Raw genomic sequence first — 18852 nt, 5'->3', positions numbered from 1 at the left:
CTCAGTGTGACGCCGGCTCGACGTCTTCGGTAAAAAACACTATTTCCGCAACTTCATGGTCAATGTTCGAACGCAGGACATTGATCAGGCGTTCTGGGTTAGTGGCGCGCTGCTTCAACTTCTTATAACTGATGCCACGTTCGGCATAACGTTTGAGTAGTCCTTGGCTGAAGTGATAGCCGATGTCGCGCGCCGCCTGATCTTCGTATACAAAATGGGCGAGCCAGAACGGACGACCCGTAGTGTTTTCACGGATCTCGAAGCGTCGAGCCAAGGGCTCTTCCGACGTCAACTCCACCACATCGATCAGCCAGGACTTGTACAAAATCAACAGGTTTTCGGACGACGGTGGGCTGCGCATGATCATGCGTTTGCGCGACAGGTTAGCCTGTTCCAGGAAACGCATGACTTCGTCATGCAACATGACCGGTGAGTATTTGAAAAACTCCAGTAAGTCCTGGTGCTTGGCCGACGCCGGTGGCACTTTCAGTGCATCAATGAGCAGGTCGCGCTGCACAATCATCTTGTTGGCGTAATTCACCCACTCGCTGCGTACCCGACGTGGCGACATGCGAGGGATGGCCTCCAACGCAGTAATCTGGGTGAACTGACTGCCCGCCTCACGCCACAAGCGATTTGCCTCACCGCCGATATCCGCTAGGCGTTCATGGGCGGGCAGGTCCGGCGCAACTGCGGGTTGCACACGCGGCACTTCCTTCCACACCGGCTCCTTGTCGGTGCCCATGCGCTTGAAAGACCACACACTGCGATGGTCGAACGGCTCCAATACATCGACATATTCCGCCATCTCTCCGAGTTCCATGACGCTGCGCCGATTGCCGATTACAAGGCCAGCAAGCACATCGTCGATGATCTGCTTGGAACCACTGGCCGACGATGATGATTGCGTCGCGAGCGGCGCGGTTTCGTACAAGCGATAGGTTGCGATCAAATCCTGTTCGAGCTCCTCGAGCAGGCCGCGTATAAAACTGCGGTAGGCGCCTATTGCCCAGGCATTGATGTAGCGCGGGTATGGCCCCAACTGATAGGACAGGCGACTGTTGGCCAAGACCAGAGTGTCGAGTCCGTCGTTCAGCACCCGCAGTTGCTGGCCCAGGTTGAAACGGCCCGGGGTGAAAAGCTCGCGACGGCTCAACAGTTTCAAACTGCACAGCGAGGTAACCTCTTGAATCAGGTCGAGGGTGGCGTCCCTGTAACAGGTGGCGCTGGCATCAAAACACCCTAGAGCAAGCGTGCGCAGTTGCAACTCCTGCCATTTCAGTGAAATCCGCCGCCCAGCCCAGACGGGTGTATCCAACATGGCGACCGAGGTATCGGCAAGACGGCCGTGCTGCTTCATCGTCTCAAAACGCCCTTCCGCCTCCTTGCAGGCTTCGATGGCTTTTTGTTGCAACGCCACATAATCGGGCAACTTGGCCGCCACCTGTCGCAATGTCGCGGGCGCCAGCACCACCTCGCTGAGGCTGGACGCATCAAAGGATGCCACCCGGATCTGGTCTTGCATCAACATCAAGTTGCGCTTGCCACCATACAGCGTCACCTGGATTCGCCGCGCCTTGACCGCACCGGAGGAGAACCTGTTCGACAGCGCGCTGAAGTCCCGTACCAGCAACAGTTGCCGGCGGCGCACCAACGCATCGAGTAACGTCGCCGCGTACCAGTGCGATGCATCGGCCTTGAACAACTCGTCATCAATCAATGCCCCGGCGCCCGGCTCGGCGACACGGTGCGTAATGCCTTCCAGGGTTTCATTGTCGGTAAATACCTGGCCGTCGAATTGCTTGATGAGCGTGTCGTACTCGGCATCCAGCTCGGTTCGCCGTTGTTCATCACTTTTCAGTTTGCCCAGGCGCAGTTGTTCCAGCTTCAAGGCCTGTTTCAGGTCTTCCGGCTGCTTTGGCTCGGGAGCGAACCCCCACAACCCTGCCCCTGCAGACATCAATGCAGGGCCCTCACGCGTCACCAACTCATCGCTGACCACCCGGACAACCCCATCATGGTCTTCGACCTTGAACCAGTCCCCCGCAATATCGGCAAACATGCTGCCATTGGCGCGGTACAGCCCACGGTAGTCTCCCGTGTGAATACGTTGCGCGTAGGGGAGTACCCGTACCCGATACAGCGCCAACTCCGCCTGCCGAATCACCGAAAGGCGGCTGTATAGGCCACTCCAGCTCTGCTCCAAGCCAATATCGCCACGCACCAGCGAAGACGCACTTTGTTCAGTCGGCAACTGCTCTTGGACGGCTCTGCTGGTGTTACCTCCTTCAGAAGGCAGCTGCGCCGCTTCCGACCAGCTCATCTCGATGGACTGCTCCAAGTCAGCTCCTTCGGACATTTCCAACAACGTGTCAGCCGTCACTGACGCTGCCGGCATGGTGGAGATACGGCCCCGACTCAATAGAATCAAACCGATATTCAGCAGCAAATCGGCGATCGTGCCTGCCTTGCCTTGAACCCCGTCGGAAGCGAGCTCTGTCACATCCTGCGCGACGGCCCACGCGACAAGCAACCAGCCAGCCGCCTGGGCAACAGGACCACCATACAGGGTCAGGATCAGTGCCAGACCCAAGCCGAAATAGCGCTTGATCCAATCCCAGAGGTTTTCCATCCCCTTCAACAATGGCCGCTGCGGGAGGTCGGATAACGCTTCCACGGCACTGGTGAACAGCGCGTCCATGTAGTCGCCCTGCACGACGTCTTGCACTTGGGTAACAGGGTCTTTCGTCCACACGCTGTCGTTGAAATCCATCAATTGGAACACTTCGGGGCCAGGAACGGGCAAGCCCGGTATCAGGTAGCGGCTGCGCCCAGGCTCGGTCATCCAGGCCAACACCTGGTATTGCAACGGTCCCGGTTGGCGGATGGCGCTGAGAATTGCGTCCCAGCTGGAAAACTCGATCAGCTTCACCTTGGCCATCGGCCGATAAAGAAGATGGCTGCCGGCGCTGACATCCTCGGGGCCGATCACATACATGTTATGCACGTAATCGGGACCGCCATCGTTGGTCTTGAACGCCAAAGGACGCAGGACGATGGCTTGCTCCCCGACCTTGCGCGCCGACTCTTCGGGCTGCAGCACTGCGACTACCGCGTCATACGCCCAACGCGAAAAGGCTTTGGGGTACTTGAGGTGGTACTCCAGTGCCAACATGGGCAATTGCAGACCCAACTGCTCGGTAAACCGCGCCTTTCGCCAGGTGGCCTGCGCCTGGTCCTGGAACAGGTTGACGATCAATTGCGCAAAACTACCGCCGATATTGGCAGCCGTGATCAGGCCCATGACGTCGTCGACAGTCAAACCAAAGTCGTTGCCCTCAGGCTCGCTCGGGGCCAGGGACAACCGTCCGGGGTCCAACTCGCTCAAGCCAAGCCAGGCGAGCGCCGGTAGCGTCCACACTGCGTGGGTGAGTAACGGCAGCACATGCCAGAAAGGTTTTACCGTACCCGAGCGGTCAGGTTCGTCCAGCCTCATGCGCAGGGTAATCGCATTGGGGGACAACGCCTGTTTGTCTGGGAAATCCTTGATCATCTGTGCGGACAACGCGTTCCTGGCAAACGTATCCAGGGACGGAACGCCGTCATCAAAAGGCTTCCAGCCTGGCTGACGCACAGCGTTCGCCAGGTCGATGGCGTAGCGCGCCATGTCCATCTGAAGCTCCGCCGGCGCCTGCAACAGCCAGTTGGGCAAGGCGGCACGCAAGCGCGCCAGACGCGGCGATTCGATGGGGACGGTATCAAAATCGCGGGTCACCACCCGCAAAGCGCGCTCCAACACGCGCAACTCGCTGTTGTAGGGTCGAACCAGGGGCAACAAGGCCTTGATGTCCGCGAGCTGCTTGGCGAGGAACGTCAAGCTGAAGCTGTCAAAAACATTGCCGCCGGGAGCGTACAGCCGCCATTGCATGTGGTGGCCCGGGGCAATATCACTGAGCAGATTGACCAGCCAATCTCCCAGCGCGTGCAGCGAATCGAAGGCTTGAATACCCCTGGCCACGGTGAACAACAACACCCGGGTGGCGCTCCCCTCCTGCCTGACCAAAACCAGGCCGCGGAGCATTTGCAGGTTCGTAGCGCCCGACTCCCCCCACTGATCAACGATGTAGGCACGCGTGCCATTGGTCCGCTGCGGGTCAACGACCACATCGATGACCATATCCAATTGCTCGCTGGAAGCTTGCGCGCTACCGGCGGCCAGCAACAAAGCATTCTTGAGTACATCCGCGAACCACCGGAAGCGCACCGTGCCGCTGGCATCTCGCGCCATCCAGTAGTCAACCAGTGCCTCCTGGTAATCCTCAAGCAAAGTCGCGCCACGCTCATTGATCACCTGCTCAAGATCGCTGTTTTTCACGTGCAGCGCGATCGGCGCACCATTGCCTGGGCTCTGTGCCAGGAACTGGCCCTGGGTGTAGTCGACGAATTGCCCTGTGGCGCAGCGCTCAATCAGCGCATCGACCACGGTCAGGCTGCTGTGACCTTCCAACTTGGGAGCTTTGCCATCAAAACTGTAAAGCGGCGCCATCAGGACAGGCTGGGCCTGGTCGATGGTAAGCCAGCGGTATCGCTCACCCAGACTGCGTTGCAAGGACTTGACCGCTACCTCCTGCAAACTGGGGCACGATAGAAAATAACGACGCAGCGTCTGCGCCAGGAACAACGCATATGAGTTGGGGGACAAGGAGACTTCGGGGTTCATGGCACGCTTCCTTTTAAACAACAGCGCCCCGAAGATCGGGGCGCCAAGGTCGGCCATCAGTGTTCAGACATTGCAGGATGGGCAGGCGGTAGCAGGCTATCGCACACCCGCAGAAAGGATGAAACGTTCAAACGCTTCAGCCGCGCCTTCTTCGACATTACTGCCGGTGACCACACTGGCCTGGCGTTTGACCGCCTCTTCAGCCTGCCCCATGGCGATCGACAGCCCGGCCACATGAAACATCGCCGGATCATTGCCGCCGTCGCCAATCGCGACGGTCTGCTCCAGGGCGACCCCGAGGTGCGCAGCCAGTGTTTTCAGCGCCTCGCCCTTGTTGGCCAACATCGCCGTCACATCCAGGTAAACCGGTTGCGAACGCGAGACCTGAGCCAAGCCTTGCACTTTGGGCTGCAACAGCGCTTCCAGCTCAATCAGCCGTTGCGTGTTGAGGCTCGCGGCGACGATTTTGTCGATGCGGTCCAGATACGGCTCGAAGCTCTCCACGACGACCGGCCCGTAGCCCAGGCCATCGGCCTCGCGCTGCACCATCGGACCGGGCGGGTCGCGGCGCAACCAGTCGCCGTCGGCAAACACCCAGACCTCCACATCCGGCTCGGCCGAAAACAGCGCCAGGGTGACCAGCGCCGCTTCGGCGGGCAGATGATGGGCGACCAGCACGCTGCCGTCGGGATTGATCAGCGTGCCGCCATTGAAGCCCGCCACCGGGATATCGATGCCAAAGGCCTCGACCAGATGCAGCATGGCCTTGGGCGGGCGCCCGCTGGCCAGGCTGAAAAACACCCCTGCGGCGCGCAAGGCCCGCACCGCATCCAGCGTGCGCTGGCTGAGCCGGTGATCCGGGTGCAGCAACGTACCGTCTACATCACTGAGGACAAATCGGATGGGATGAATCGCGGCATCACTCATCCGAGTGTGTGCCAAGTGCGGCCATCACGGGCCAGCAGCGCATCTGCCGCTGCCGGGCCATCTTCGCCGGCCTTGTAGGCCTCGATCCCGTCATCCTGCTTCCACGCATCAAGGAACGGCTGCACCGCGCGCCAGCCGTTTTCGATGTTGTCCGCACGCTGAAACAAGGTCTGGTCGCCGGTCATACAGTCGTAGATCAACGTTTCATACCCGGTCGACGGCTGCATTTCGAAGAAGTCCTTGTAGGCAAAACCCAGCTGGATGTTGGCCATGTCCAGGGTCGGTCCAGGTTTTTTCGCCAGCAGGTCGAACCACATACCTTCATTGGGCTGGATCTGGATTTTCAAGTAGGTGGGCTTGAGTTCATCCACCTCGGTGTCGCGAAACTGCGCATAGGGTGCCGGCTTGAAACAGATGACGATTTCGGTGTCACGCACGCTCATGCGCTTGCCGGTGCGCAGGTAGAACGGCACGCCGACCCAGCGCCAGTTGTCGATCATCACCTTGAGGGCGACGAAGGTTTCGGTGCTGCTGTCCGGTGCGACGTTGGCTTCTTCACGGTAACCGGGCAACTGCTTGCCGCCGATTTCACCGGCAGTGTATTGCCCACGTACCGAGTTGGCCCGCGCATCCTCCAGGGACCAGGGACGCACTGCCCCAATCACCTTGGCCTTTTCCCCACGCACGGCGTCGGCACCGAAGGCGGCAGGCGGTTCCATGGCCACCATCGCCAGCAACTGGAACAGGTGGTTGGGCACCATGTCGCGCAAGGTGCCGGTTTTTTCGAAGAAGTTGCCCCGGGTCTCCACGCCGACGGTTTCGGCGGCGGTGATTTGCACGTGGTCAATGTAGTGATTGTTCCAGAACGCTTCGAACAGCACGTTGGAAAAACGGCTGATCAGGATGTTCTGCACGGTTTCCTTGCCCAGGTAATGGTCGATGCGATAGATCTGCTTCTCGCTCATCACCTTGAGCAGGCTGGCGTTCAACGCCTCGGCGGTGGCCAGGTCGGAGCCGAAGGGCTTCTCGATCACCACACGGCGGAAACCTTCCTCGGTTTCCGCCAGCAAGCCGGCACTGCCCAGGCGCTGCACCACTTCACTGAAGAAGCGCGGTGCAGTGGCCAGGTAGAACACCGCATTGCCAGTACCGCTGTCAGCGATTTTCTGGCCGATGTCGGCATAGGTGCTGTCGTCGAGGAAGTCGCCCTCGACGTAGCTGATGCCTTTGGCCAACTGGGCCCACAATTGTGGGTCCAGGGCGTTGTCGGCACTGCCCTTGACCTTGCTTGCGGCCTCGGTGCGGATGAAGTCTTCGAGCTTCTTGGCAAAGTCCGCGTCACTGATGGCGTTGTGATCAACGCCGACAATGCGCAGGCCTTCGCCCAGCAACCCATCGCGACTGAGGTTGTACAGCGCCGGCATCAGCAGGCGCTTGACCAGATCGCCATGGGCGCCAAACAGAAACAGGGTGGTGGCTGGAGCGGGTTCGGCCTTGGACTTCTTGCCGTTAGCGGTCATTTTTTGGAAGTCTCCACGTGGCCACCGAAGCCGAAGCGCATGGCGGACAGCATTTTGTCACCGTAGGTGCTCTGCTGGCGCGAGCGGAAACGGGCGAACAGCGAGGTGGACAGCACGGGTACCGGCACGGCTTGTTCCATGGCGGCTTCGATGGTCCAGCGGCCTTCGCCACTGTCGGCCACGGAGCCGGAGTAACCGTCGAGTTTCGGGTCGGTGGCCAGGGCATCGGCGGTCAGGTCCAGCAACCAGGACGACACCACGCTGCCACGGCGCCAGACTTCGGCGATGTCGGCGACGTTGAGGTCGAAGCGCTGGTCTTCGGGCAGGTTGTCCGAGTTCTTGGTCTTGAGGATGTCAAAACCTTCGGCAAACGCCTGCATCATCCCGTACTCGATGCCGTTGTGGATCATCTTGACGAAGTGTCCGGAACCCGCGGGGCCGGCGTGGATGTAACCCTGTTCGGCGCGCGAGTCAGCGCTGTCTTTGCGGTCCTTGGTGCGCGGGATATTGCCCAAACCTGGCGCCAGGGTCTTGAAGATCGGGTCGAGGCGCTGCACGGTTTCGGTGTCGCCACCGATCATCATGCAATAGCCGCGCTCCAGGCCCCAGACGCCGCCGGAGGTGCCGACGTCGACGTAGTGCAGGCCTTTTTCCGCCAGCGCCTTGCCGCGACGCACGTCATCTTTATAGTTGGTGTTGCCGCCGTCGATGATCACATCGCCGGCGTCCATCAACTCGCTCAGTTCATTGATGGTGTCTTCGGTGGGTGCGCCTGCTGGCAGCATCACCCACACGGCGCGGGGCTTTTGCAGCCCGGCGACCAGGGCCTTGAGGTCGGAAACGCCGGTGGCGCCCTCTTCGCTCAAGGTTTTGACAAATGCTTCGTTACGGTCGAAAACTACGGTGGTATGCCCATTGAGCATCAGGCGCCGTGCAATATTCCCGCCCATGCGGCCTAGTCCGATAATCCCCAGTTGCATGTGCTGATGCTCCTAACTACTAAAAAATGTGTGACATAGTTTATAGCGCAATGAGGCTAATGAGGATGAGAACAGTGCAGATCCATTCAGTTTCATGACAAAAAAGTAGCCATCGTTTCACCATCACGGCAGCCAAAGTCACACGACCATCAAAAATAAAAAAGTTCCCTTGCTGCAAAAAAGAATTCAGACTTGCTTCCGACTGATGCCGAGAACCTCGAATCAAGCGTTCTGGCACCGCGATCTACCGGCTATTTGCGAGGCAAGCAATGAGCACAGCACAGATGACCCGCCCTCCACAGACCCTCTACGTCACTGTCCGTCGCGATGAGTTGCGCCAGCTGAAGCATGAGCGCGATCAATTGCAGCAGGAAGTCCTGCGCCTGCGCTCGCACCTGCAAGCCCAGCTCGATCAGGCCTCGATCCCGGCGTTAAGCACCCTGTAAGGCAATCCTTACAAAAAACTCACGAAGTTTTCACACCCCCTTCCCGATACTCCAGCCCCCAAGGGCCACCCCATGCAAGGGTGGCCTCTGTTGCGTGCATTCCTGCACACAACTGAAAAATCACCGGGTTGGAGCGCTGGATGGCGATGTTCAAACGCAGCACTAAGTCTGCGAAAGGCTTTGATTGGGCCGGCCTTGGCTGGCTGTTCCTGTTTTTCTGGTACTTCTCGGGTATTACCCAGCTTCTTATCCTACTGACCGGCACTTCCGGTTTCGCGGGCTTTCGCCAGGCATTCTTCATGAGTGCGCTGTGGCTCGCGCCCCTGTTGGTCTTCCCACGCCACACCCGTTTGCTCGCCGCCTTGATCGGCGTGGTGCTGTGGGCCTGTTCCATGGCAGGCCTGGGTTATTTCTTCATCTACCAGCAGGAATTTTCCCAAAGCGTCATCTTCATCATGTTCGAATCGAACATCTCTGAAGCCGGCGAATATGCCACCCAATACTTCGCCTGGTGGATCGTGCTGGCGTTCATTGCCCACACCGCGCTGGCCGTGTTCCTCTGGACCCGTGTACGCCCGGTGTACCTGCCACGTGGCCAGGCACTGGTGGCGGCCACTGCCATCGTGATCGCGATTGTCGGCTACCCGCTGGTCAAGCAGATCGCCCGCAGCGACACCATGGAAGATGCCATCGACCGCTTCGAAGCGCGTATCGAGCCGGCGGTGCCATGGCAGATGATCGTCGCCTACCACCGCTACACCCAGCAGCTGGACAATATGCAAGGCATGCTCGACAGTGCCAGCCAGATCCCACCGCTGCGCAACCTCAAAGACACCATGGCCGGCCAACCCTCGACCCTGGTGTTGGTGATCGGTGAGTCCACCAACCGCCAGCGCATGAGCCTCTACGGCTACCCGCGCAACACCACGCCGGAACTGGATAAGTTGCGCGACCAACTGGCGGTGTTCGACAACGTCATCACCCCGCGCCCCTACACCATCGAAGCGCTGCAACAGGTCCTCACTTTTGCTGACGAAGAGAACCCGGACCTGTACCTCAAGACCCCGTCCATTGTCAGCGTGATGAAACAAGCCGGCTACAAGACCTACTGGATCACCAACCAGCAGACCATGACCAAGCGCAACACCATGCTCACCACATTCTCCGAGCAGGCTGACGAGCAGGTCTACCTCAACAACAACCGCAACCAGAATGCCCGCCAGTACGACGGCGACGTGCTGCCACCGTTCGCCAAGGCCCTGGCCGACCCGGCCGAGCGCAAGTTCATCGTGGTGCATTTGCTCGGCACCCACATGAGCTACCAGTACCGTTACCCGCCGACCTTCGACAAGTTCACCGACCGCCAAGGCGTACCGGCCGGGGTCAGCGACGATCAGTTGCCGACCTACAACAGCTACGACAATGCGGTGCTGTACAACGATTTCGTGGTGTCGAGCCTGATCAAGGACTACGCCAAGACCGATCCCAACGGCTTCCTGCTGTACTTGTCGGACCACGGCGAAGACGTATTCGACTCTGCCGGCCATACCACCCTGGGGCGCAACGAAGGCAAGCCGACGGCGCCGATGTACACCATTCCGTTCATGGCCTACGCCTCGCCGAAATGGCGCGAGAGCCACGACTGGAGCTTTGCCGGCGACTTGCAGCGCCCTTACAGCAGCTCGCAGTTGATTCATACCTGGGCCGACCTGGCCGGGCTGAGCTTCGACGAACTGGATCGCAGCAAAAGCCTGGTCAGCGACAGCTTCAAGGCGCGCCCGCAGATGATCGGCAACCCGTACATGCGCCAGCAAAAGCCGTTGATTGATTTCAGCTTGATCAAGCCGAAGAAGGCCGAACCCACTGATGTGGTGGCCAAGTAAACAATGGCTTGTAACAAAAAGATAACAATCATTCTCATCTAGCCCTAAAGTTCCCTCGCTCCTTTCGTCTTTGAGCCATGGCCTTTTCTTACCGAGAAGGCCGCAAAGACGACAAGGAGTCTTCCGCGATGTTCGCGCCTTTCACCCGTTCCATGACCTTCACCCTTGGCCTGTTCAGCGTGGTGCTGAGCCCTGACCTGCTGGCTGAAACCGACCCCGAACCCACACCGGCCAAGGCTCTGGAGCTGGGCAGCACCAGCATCACCGCCGAAGGCCTGGGCGCCACCACCGAGCACACAGGCGCCTACACCACGGGCTCGATGAGCACCGCCACGCGCTTGAATCTGTCGATCAAGGAAACCCCGCAATCCATCTCGGTGGTCACACGCCAGCAGATGGATGATTTCAATCTCAATACATTGACTGACGTACTGCGCCAGACCACGGGCGTTACCGTGCAGCATCTGGACTCGGATCGCGCGGGCTATTCATCCCGTGGCTACGGGATCGATAACTTCCAGATCGACGGCATGCTCAACACCTTCGGACGCATGAAGTCAGACGCCGACACCATCATCTACGACCGCATTGAAGTGGTCCGCGGCGCCACCGGCCTGACCACCGGTGCCGGCAACCCATCGGCCACCGTCAACATGATTCGCAAGCGCCCCACCGCCCAGTGGCAAGCCCAGACCGGCGTCAGCGGCGCCAGCCATGACAATTACTACAGCTACCTGGATGTGGGCGGGCCGCTGGCATTTGACGGCCGGCTGCGCGGGCGTACGGTGCTGGCGTACCGTGATAGCAAGTCCTTTCGTGACAACTACGCACTGCAACGGGAAGTCGGCTACGGCATTCTCGAAGGCGACCTGACGGACGACACCGTGGTCGCCGTAGGCTTTGACTACCAGAACAAGCACGTGCAGGGTAGCTCCTGGGGCACCCTGCCCTATTGGAACAGCGACGGCAGCAAGGCGCGGCTCTCGCGCTCGGCCAACCTGGCGGCCGATTGGAGCTCCTGGCCGCTCAAGGACAAGACCACCTTCGCCTCCATCGACCACAAACTGTCTGCGGATTGGCGCCTGAAGGCCGCCTACACCCACCGGCAAAGTGACACCGACGGCAAGGTGTATTACGGCGGCTCGGGGTTTCCCAACCCCGATGGCAGTGGCATGACCGCCTGGACCAACCAGATGGTGGGCACGTCGAAAATGGATGTGGTCGATCTGAATCTCAATGGCACCTATTCATTGCTAGGCCGTGAACACGAGTTGATGGTCGGTTACGGCGAGTCCGAGCAGCGCGACTCGTCGCCCTACCAGCGTTTTGAAACACCGGATGGGTACGAGAACATCGCAGACTGGAAACACATGGGCGGCATCGCCAAGTTCCCCGACCGCACCACCAACCTGCAAGGCGAACACTCGCGCAAGAAACAAAAAGCCGGCTACCTGGCGACACGCCTGAGCCTCACCGAAAAACTGCATGCGGTACTGGGCAGCCGTTATGGCAGTTGGGAGATCGAAAGCGTCTCGCCGGAGTATGACGCCAACTTCCAGTTGACCGGCGCGCCCAAAACCCGCCAGACCCACAACGACATGTGGACCCCCTACGCCGGCCTGCTGTACGACATCACGCCGGAGTACACCGTGTATGCCAGCTACACCGACATCTTCAACCCGCAAAGCGTGCGTGATGTCAGCAGGAAATACCTGGAGCCCGTGGTGGGCAGCAACTATGAAATCGGCCTTAAAGGCAGCCTGTTGAACGAGCGCCTGAACCTGGCGGCCGCGTATTTCTGGAGCACCCAGGACAACGTTGCCGAACTGGACAATGCCGCCAAACCCGACCCCATCACCCGCGAACAGTTCTACACATCCGGCGGCAAAGGCAGCAAGGTCCAGGGGTTTGAAGCCGAGGTGTCAGGTGAGGTCATGCAGGACTGGAACCTCACGGCGGGCTACAGCTACACCCACTCGCTGAACGGTGACAAGCAGCGCAGCAATACCAACGTGCCGTTGAACATGCTGAAAGTCTCGACGTCCTATCGCCTGCCCGGCGAATGGCGTGGGCTGACCGTTGGCGGCGCGGTGAACTGGCAGAGCGACTTCTACCAGTTCGCCGATCGCCCAAGCGGCGGCCGGGACACGGAAGGCTACCTGAACACCGAACGCGCCAAGATCACCCAACAGGCCTACACCGTGGTCAACCTGATGTCGCGCTACCAGTTCGACGAGCACGTTTCGGCATCCCTTAACGTAAACAATCTATTTGACAAAAAATATTACGAGCGCGTCGGCTTCTACAACGGTGTGTATTGGGGTGACCCACGCGCTATTACGCTGGCTCTGGATTGGAAACTGTAAATCCTCTTGCCTGCGCAGCCGCGAAACTTAACGAGGTCGTTAAGTTTCGCGGTCGCTCACTTAAGCCTCACTTAACAATGCCTGCACATAATCGCCCCCACGAGTCTGATCAAGCGAACAGACGCCAATCAAATACTTATGGGAATACCGACGATGAAACTCTCTACTTTGATGCTTGCCGGCCTGATGACCCTGACCTCTGCCGCCGCCTTTGCTGAAGGTGGCGCCGAGCGTTCGCGGGAGTTCTATGCCAATTTCAAATTCATGCAAGACCAGCAGAATAGCAAGGCCGAACAAACGGCTGCCGCTAATGTGAAGAACCCGAAAACAGTGCCTGCTGTTCAAAACAGCAACGAGCCACAACCGAAAAGTTGATTAACCCGTCACCCTCTTGTCATTCCGCTCTTTTGACCAGGATAACTTGGCGCCAGATTCTGGCGCCTTTTTTTTGCACTTTCGAGCACTAACCACTTACAAAGGTTTATGCCAAAACAACATGCGTCCGTGTGCCGGATCAAACTTCGAATCATCAAATCCAAACTTGCGGTATGCCGACTGAGCCACCGCATTCCCCTCGAGCACCTCCAGGGTGATCTTGCAGCAACCGCGCTGACGGGCGATTTCTTCGACCTTCTGCAGCATTTTCTGGCTCAAGCCCAGGCCGCGAAAGGCATTCATCACCACCACATCGTGGACGTTGACCAAGGGACGACAAGCAAAGGTCGAAAACCCTTCAAAGCAATTGACCAGCCCCGCCGGCTCGCCGCCGACAAACGCCAGGACGCTGAATGCATGCGGGCGCTTGGCCAACTCGCCAGGCAGTTGCTGCAACAGATCGGCAGGCAGGCTGTGGCCACCTCCCATGGGGTCTTCGGCGTAATGGTTGAGTACCAGGCTGATCGCCTCGGCGTGTACGGGATTGGTATAGCTGGCTTGCAGCACCAGGATGTCTGGGGTGTCCATTTCCTTCCTCGATAGCGACCACACGGGAATCATCTCCCTTCAAGGCGGACGATTGTAAGCGCGGTACGGGCGATAGATGAAGGAGATTAACTACAAATTCCCGCCTGAAAATACGGTGGTTCCGCGCATGAACACGCGTGAACAGTGTGGTGCCGGGGGTTTTTCTTACGCCCCAAAGCGCTGCAACTGCATCTCCTGCAAGCGACTCAGCGTGCGGCGAAACGCAAATTCCAGATAACCTTCGGTGTACAGGCACTCCAACGGCACCTTGGCCTCGATAAATAACGGCACTTTGCGGTCGTAGCATTCATCCACCAGGGCAATGAAGCGCCGCACACTGTCATCGTGTACCGACAACTCGGGCAACTCCCGATCACCCGCCTCGACACGCTGGACACCATCTTCGGTACCACGCGCAATGCGCCCAGGGCGTTTTTGCGCACTGAGGTTAGGGACTTCGCCGAGTAGGATCGCGCTAAAACGATCACACAGCTGCATGAAATCCATCGCCGCCAGAGGTTGCTCGCACAGATCGGCGTAGCGGCACCAGAGCACGCTATCACTGGACTGCACGGCGACAATCGAGCGGTAGCCGACACTGACCGGTCCACTGCGCACGGCCTGCCCCTCAGTCAATTGCTTGAACACCTCGCCCAGCGCATCGGGCTGGTTCACCCAATAACGCTGCACGCCCAGGCCTGGGTGCAAACGATGATCCTCAGCGCCGTCCACCGCCACCACCTGCATATGTTGCTGGATGGCCGCGATACCCGGCAGGAAACGCTCGCGGTTAAAACCGCCCGCGTACAACTGATCCGGCGGCTGGTTGGACGTGCAGACCATCACCACGCCTTCCTCGAACATCACCTGAAACAAACGCCCCAGGATGATTGCGTCACCGATGTCATTGACGAACAACTCGTCAAAGCACAGCACGCGCACTTCCTGGGCCAGCTCACGGGCCAGTGCCTGCAAGGGGTCCTGAACACCCGTGAGCTGAAACGAGCGCTGATGCACCCAGCCCATGAAGTGATGAAAATGCTGGCGCCGCGCAGGCACCCGCAGGCTTTGGTAAAACTGGTCCATCAGCCAGGTTTTACCACGCCCCACCGGGCCCCACAGGTAAACCCCGGTGATCGGCGAGCGGCCTTGATGCAGCGCTTCATGGCAGGCTTGCAGCGCCTCCACCGCCCGACGCTGGGCTTCGTCGGCAACGAAACCCTGCTGGGCGATGGCGTGTTGGTAGGCTGCGCGTGGTGAGTCAAACGCCATGGGTTTTACGCAAGGCTCTTGCTGACCACCTCAAACACATCACTGGACAGTTCACCGGAGGCACGGATGCGCTCCAGCTCTGCCTTCATCAGCGCCTGGCGCGCGCTGTCGTATTTGCGCCAGCGGGTCAGCGGCGCCAGTTGGCGCGAGGCGATCTGCGGGTTGAAGCCGTTCAACTGGATCACCAGGTCCGCCAGGAAGCGATAGCCCGAGCCATCTGCCGCATGGAAGTTGATCAGGTTCTGCCCGGCAAATGCGCCGATCAGTGCGCGTACCTTGTTCGGATTCTTGAGCGTGAACGCCGGATGCTCCATCAACGCCTTGACCCGCTCCAGGCCGCCCGGCAGCGTGCTGCCCGCCTGGACGCTGAACCACTGGTCCATGACCAATGGGTTGTCCTTGAAGTTTTCGGCAAACACCGCCAGCGCCTGGGCCTTCTCAGCTTCAAACGGCGAATTCACCAGGACCGCCAGCGCGGTGAGGCGCTCGGTCATGTTGTCGCTGGCGTCGAACTGTTCCAGCGCCGCCGCCAACACCTGCGGCTTGCCGCTGAGCATCAGGTACGACAGCGCAATATTCTGCAAGGCACGCCGGGCAAAGTGCTCGGCGGCGGCCACGTAAGGGGTTTTCTTCGACAGCTCGCGATTGGCCTGGTAACGCGGCCATACGTCGTCAAACAACTGCTCAGCCAGTTCCTGGCGCGCAAACTCACGGGCGGCGTGGATGGCCTCGACATCCGCCACTTCGCTGATTTCGGTCAGATAGGCTTCGCCCGGCAACGAAAGCATTTCGGCAACCATCGCCTGATCCAGCGTTGCGTCGCGCAGCACGGTACGCAACGCGTCGACAAGACGCTGATCCAGCGCGAGCGGCTGACCCGCCTGATGCTGGCCGATCAACTCCTGCAACACCTGCACGGCCAGTTGCTGGCCCGCATCCCAGCGGTTGAAACCGTCGCTGTCGTGCTGCATCAGGAACATCAGTTGGTCACGGCTGTACGGGAAGCTCAGCTTCACCGGCGCCGAGAAACCGCGCAACAGCGACGGCAACGGCCGTTCAGCGATGTCAACGAAGGTGAAGGTTTGCTCGGCTTCGGTCACCGAGATCACGCGGGAGGTGTCGCCCGCAGTGGCTTCACCGGCCAGGCGCAAGGCGATGCCGGCGCCCTTTCCGTTCAGCAGGCCCAACGCCACCGGGATCACGAACGGCAGTTTTTCCACTTTGTCCGGGGTGGCCGGGCAGCTTTGGCGGAAGGTCAGGCTGTAGGTCTTGGCCGCCGCGTCGTAGGACTCGCTCACCGCCAGGCGTGGCGTGCCGGCCTGGCTGTACCAGCGTTTGAACTGGCTCAGGTCAGCGCCGTTGGCGTCTTCCATGGCCTTGATAAAGTCGTCGCAGGTCACGGCCTGGCCGTCATGGCGTTCGAAGTACAGGTCGCTGCCTTTGCGGAAACCTTCGGCGCCGAGCAAGGTGTGGATCATGCCGACCACTTCCGAGCCCTTTTCGTACACGGTCAGGGTGTAGAAGTTGGAGATCTCGATAAAGCTGTCCGGGCGCACCGCGTGGGCCATCGGGCCGGCGTCTTCGGCGAATTGGTGGGTGCGCAGGTATGCCACGTCCTGGATGCGCTTGACCGTGGCCGAGTTCATGTCGGCCGAGAATTGCGAGTCACGGTAGACAGTGAAGCCTTCCTTGAGCGACAGCTGGAACCAGTCGCGGCAGGTCACGCGGTTGCCCGACCAGTTGTGGAAGTATTCGTGGGCGACGATGGCCTCGACGCGCTGGTGCGCGGCGTCGGTGGCGGTTTCGGCGCGGGCCAGCACGGCGCTGGAGTTGAAGATATTGAGGCCCTTGTTCTCCATGGCGCCCATGTTGAAGTCGTTCACGGCAACGATCATGAAGATGTCGAGATCGTACTCACGGCCGTAGGTTTCTTCGTCCCAGCGCATGGATTTTTTCAGGCTGGTCATGGCGTGCTGGCACTTGTCGATGTTTTCCGGCTCGACATAGATGCGCAGCGCCACTTCGCGATTAGTCATGGTGGTGAAGCTGTCCTCCACGCACCACAAGTCACCGGCCACCAGCGCGAACAGGTACGCCGGCTTCTTGAACGGGTCTTCCCAGGTCGCCCAGTGGCGGCCGTCTTCGCCAGGCCCGCTGGCAATCGGGTTGCCGTTGGACAGCAGCACCGGGTAGCTGTGTTGCTCGGCGATCACCGTCGTGGTGAAGGTGCTCATCACGTCCGGGCGGTCGAGGTAGTAGGTGATCTTGCGGAAACCTTCGGCCTCGCACTGGGTGCAGAACATGCCGCTGGATTTGTACAGGCCTTCCAGGGCGGTGTTGGTTTCCGGGTGGATCTTGACCGTGGTGTCGAGGGTGAAGGTTGCGGCCTTGGGCTGCACGGTCAGGTGGCTGTCGGTCAACTGGTAGTCAGCGGCCGCCAGTTCCTGGTCCGCCAGGTTCACGCTCAACAGCTCAAGTTGCTGGCCATCCAGCACCAGCGGCGGCAAACCGGCGCCGCGTTCAGGGTTGCGGCGCATCACCAGCTGCGCGTGGACCAGGCTGTGGTCCTCGAACAACTCGAAGGTCAGGTGGGTCTCGTCGATCAGGTAGTCCGGCGCCTGATAGTCCTTGAGGTAAATCATCTTCGGTTGTTCGGTGCGCATGCTTGCAATCCTTCTACTGATGCACGGCGAGCTGGTAGGCCGTGTATTTGCGGATATTGATAACGCCGGTGTCGAAGATCAGGTATTGGCCCTTGATCCCCAGCAGCGTGCCTTCGGCAATCGGGTTCTTGTCCAGGTTGAAGCTGACAATCTTGGCGGGATATTGCTCCACCGGGTAGCGGATTTCTATCGGCTCGATGTCGGTCACTGGTTGGATGGCTTGTAGGCCAAAGCGCTCCTGCAAGGCGCTGATGCCTTCGGCGCAGGACGCGAACAGCTCATCGCGCACGTGCTTGAGGTCCACCGACGCGGCATCGCCCTTGAGCAGCGCGCGCCAGTTGGTCTTGTCGGCCACCTGGCTGCGAAACACATCTTCGACGAAACCGGACTGCTGGCGCGTCGCCACGCGCATGATCGGCAGCGCCTGGCTGGCGCCTTGGTCCAGCCAGCGGGTCGGCAGCTGGGTGGCACGGGTGATGCCGACCTTGATCCCCGACGAATTGGCCAGGTAGACAACATGGTCGGTCATGCAGAATTTCTCGCCCCAACCCGGCTCACGGCAGGTGCCGGCGTCGTAATGGCAACGCTCGGGGCTCATGATGCACAGGTCACACTGGGCCAGCTTGGTCATGCAGGGGTAGCAATAGCCCTGGCTGAAGCTGGTCTTGGTCTTGCGGCCACAATGGCTGCAATGGATGGCGCCGAGGTATTCCAGGCGGATATGGCTGCCGATCAACGGGTTGACCGGCACCTCGATATCGCCCAGGCGAAACGCGTATTGAACGGTCGGCTCACCGAGTTGCGCCGACATTTTGCTGACTGCACCGCGACCGATTTCAATCAATGTATCGCATCCGACTTGAACAGGATGTTCGGCACGGTGGTCGATTTCGACTGGCATTCCTGTGGGCCCATGTAACCGGTGCGCTGGTCTTCCGGCAGGTTCTGGATTTCCCAGGCGATCATCGCTTGCAACGACAGTTCACGCTGCTCGGCACTGAGCTTGCGGCCATCGGACCATTTGCCGATTTCCACGGCGAGCTTGAGGCTCTCGTAGATGTCCGGGGTGATGTTTTCGATCATTTCAGCAAAAGAGGACATGAGCTCTTCCT

13 protein-coding genes are annotated in these 18852 nt (G+C 59.7%); 4 read left to right on the top strand and 9 right to left on the bottom strand.

Annotated features, from left to right (window positions below; all coding sequences use genetic code 11):
• Nucleotide 1 precedes the first annotated feature (1 nt).
• From ACZRMO_RS23535 to gnd, 4 genes are read right to left on the bottom strand one after another with little or no spacing between them, the layout of a single operon-like run.
• Complete coding sequence (locus ACZRMO_RS23535) at nt 2-4777, bottom strand: dermonecrotic toxin domain-containing protein (RefSeq protein WP_463974356.1); 4776 nt, start codon at nt 4775-4777, stop codon at nt 2-4.
• 39 nt (nt 4778-4816) lie between these two features.
• A complete protein-coding gene (locus ACZRMO_RS23530) occupies nt 4817-5647 on the bottom strand; it encodes an HAD family hydrolase (RefSeq protein ID WP_463974355.1) in 831 nt (276 codons plus the stop codon).
• Complete coding sequence (gene zwf / locus ACZRMO_RS23525; RefSeq protein ID WP_463974354.1) at nt 5644-7167, bottom strand: glucose-6-phosphate dehydrogenase; 1524 nt, start codon at nt 7165-7167, stop codon at nt 5644-5646. The genes ACZRMO_RS23530 and zwf overlap by 4 nt, the downstream gene beginning before the upstream one ends.
• On the bottom strand, nt 7164-8147 hold the full coding sequence (gene gnd / locus ACZRMO_RS23520) for a phosphogluconate dehydrogenase (NAD(+)-dependent, decarboxylating) (RefSeq protein WP_463974353.1): 984 nt from the start codon (nt 8145-8147) through the stop codon (nt 7164-7166). The genes zwf and gnd overlap by 4 nt, the downstream gene beginning before the upstream one ends.
• Before the next feature lie 269 nt (nt 8148-8416).
• On the opposite strand from gnd, the gene ACZRMO_RS23515 reads away from it, so the two are divergent.
• The 4 genes from ACZRMO_RS23515 (at nt 8417) to ACZRMO_RS23500 (ending at nt 13217) form a co-directional block, all read left to right on the top strand.
• A complete protein-coding gene (locus ACZRMO_RS23515) occupies nt 8417-8593 on the top strand; it encodes a DUF6026 family protein (RefSeq protein WP_256659418.1) in 177 nt (58 codons plus the stop codon).
• Nucleotides 8594-8733: 140 nt separating this feature from the next.
• The gene (locus ACZRMO_RS23510; protein ID WP_463974352.1) at nt 8734-10476 is read left to right on the top strand and encodes a phosphoethanolamine transferase CptA; all 1743 of its coding nucleotides are present in this window, start codon (nt 8734-8736) and stop codon (nt 10474-10476) included.
• A gap of 128 nt (nt 10477-10604) precedes the next feature.
• On the top strand, nt 10605-12842 hold the full coding sequence (locus tag ACZRMO_RS23505) for a TonB-dependent siderophore receptor (RefSeq protein ID WP_463974351.1): 2238 nt from the start codon (nt 10605-10607) through the stop codon (nt 12840-12842).
• A gap of 153 nt (nt 12843-12995) precedes the next feature.
• Nucleotides 12996-13217 carry a hypothetical protein gene (locus ACZRMO_RS23500; RefSeq protein ID WP_124529691.1) on the top strand — a complete coding sequence of 74 codons (222 nt, stop codon included), beginning with the start codon at nt 12996-12998 and terminating at the stop codon, nt 13215-13217.
• Between the two features lie 96 nt (nt 13218-13313).
• Here the strand turns inward: ACZRMO_RS23500 and ACZRMO_RS23495 are convergent, their stop codons facing one another.
• The 5 genes from ACZRMO_RS23495 to ACZRMO_RS23475 all read right to left on the bottom strand — a co-directional run bounded on the left by ACZRMO_RS23495 (nt 13314) and on the right by ACZRMO_RS23475 (nt 18841).
• On the bottom strand, nt 13314-13805 hold the full coding sequence (locus ACZRMO_RS23495) for a GNAT family N-acetyltransferase (protein ID WP_207046369.1): 492 nt from the start codon (nt 13803-13805) through the stop codon (nt 13314-13316).
• A 165-nt stretch (nt 13806-13970) separates the two neighbouring features.
• Nucleotides 13971-15077, bottom strand: a complete 1107-nt coding sequence (gene zapE, locus ACZRMO_RS23490; protein ID WP_463974350.1) for a cell division protein ZapE — start codon at nt 15075-15077, stop codon at nt 13971-13973.
• A 5-nt stretch (nt 15078-15082) separates the two neighbouring features.
• A complete protein-coding gene (gene pepN / locus ACZRMO_RS23485) occupies nt 15083-17740 on the bottom strand; it encodes an aminopeptidase N (RefSeq protein ID WP_463974349.1) in 2658 nt (885 codons plus the stop codon).
• Between the two features lie 13 nt (nt 17741-17753).
• Complete coding sequence (locus tag ACZRMO_RS23480) at nt 17754-18584, bottom strand: DUF2797 domain-containing protein (protein ID WP_463974348.1); 831 nt, start codon at nt 18582-18584, stop codon at nt 17754-17756.
• Nucleotides 18581-18841: a YeaC family protein gene (locus tag ACZRMO_RS23475; RefSeq protein WP_017738604.1), complete on the bottom strand. Its 261-nt coding sequence runs from the start codon at nt 18839-18841 to the stop codon at nt 18581-18583. The genes ACZRMO_RS23480 and ACZRMO_RS23475 overlap by 4 nt, the downstream gene beginning before the upstream one ends.
• Nucleotides 18842-18852: the final 11 nt, after the last annotated feature.

It is taken from the genome of Pseudomonas sp. B611, assembly GCF_055407965.1.
This window is presented reverse-complemented; position numbering and strand designations above follow the sequence as displayed.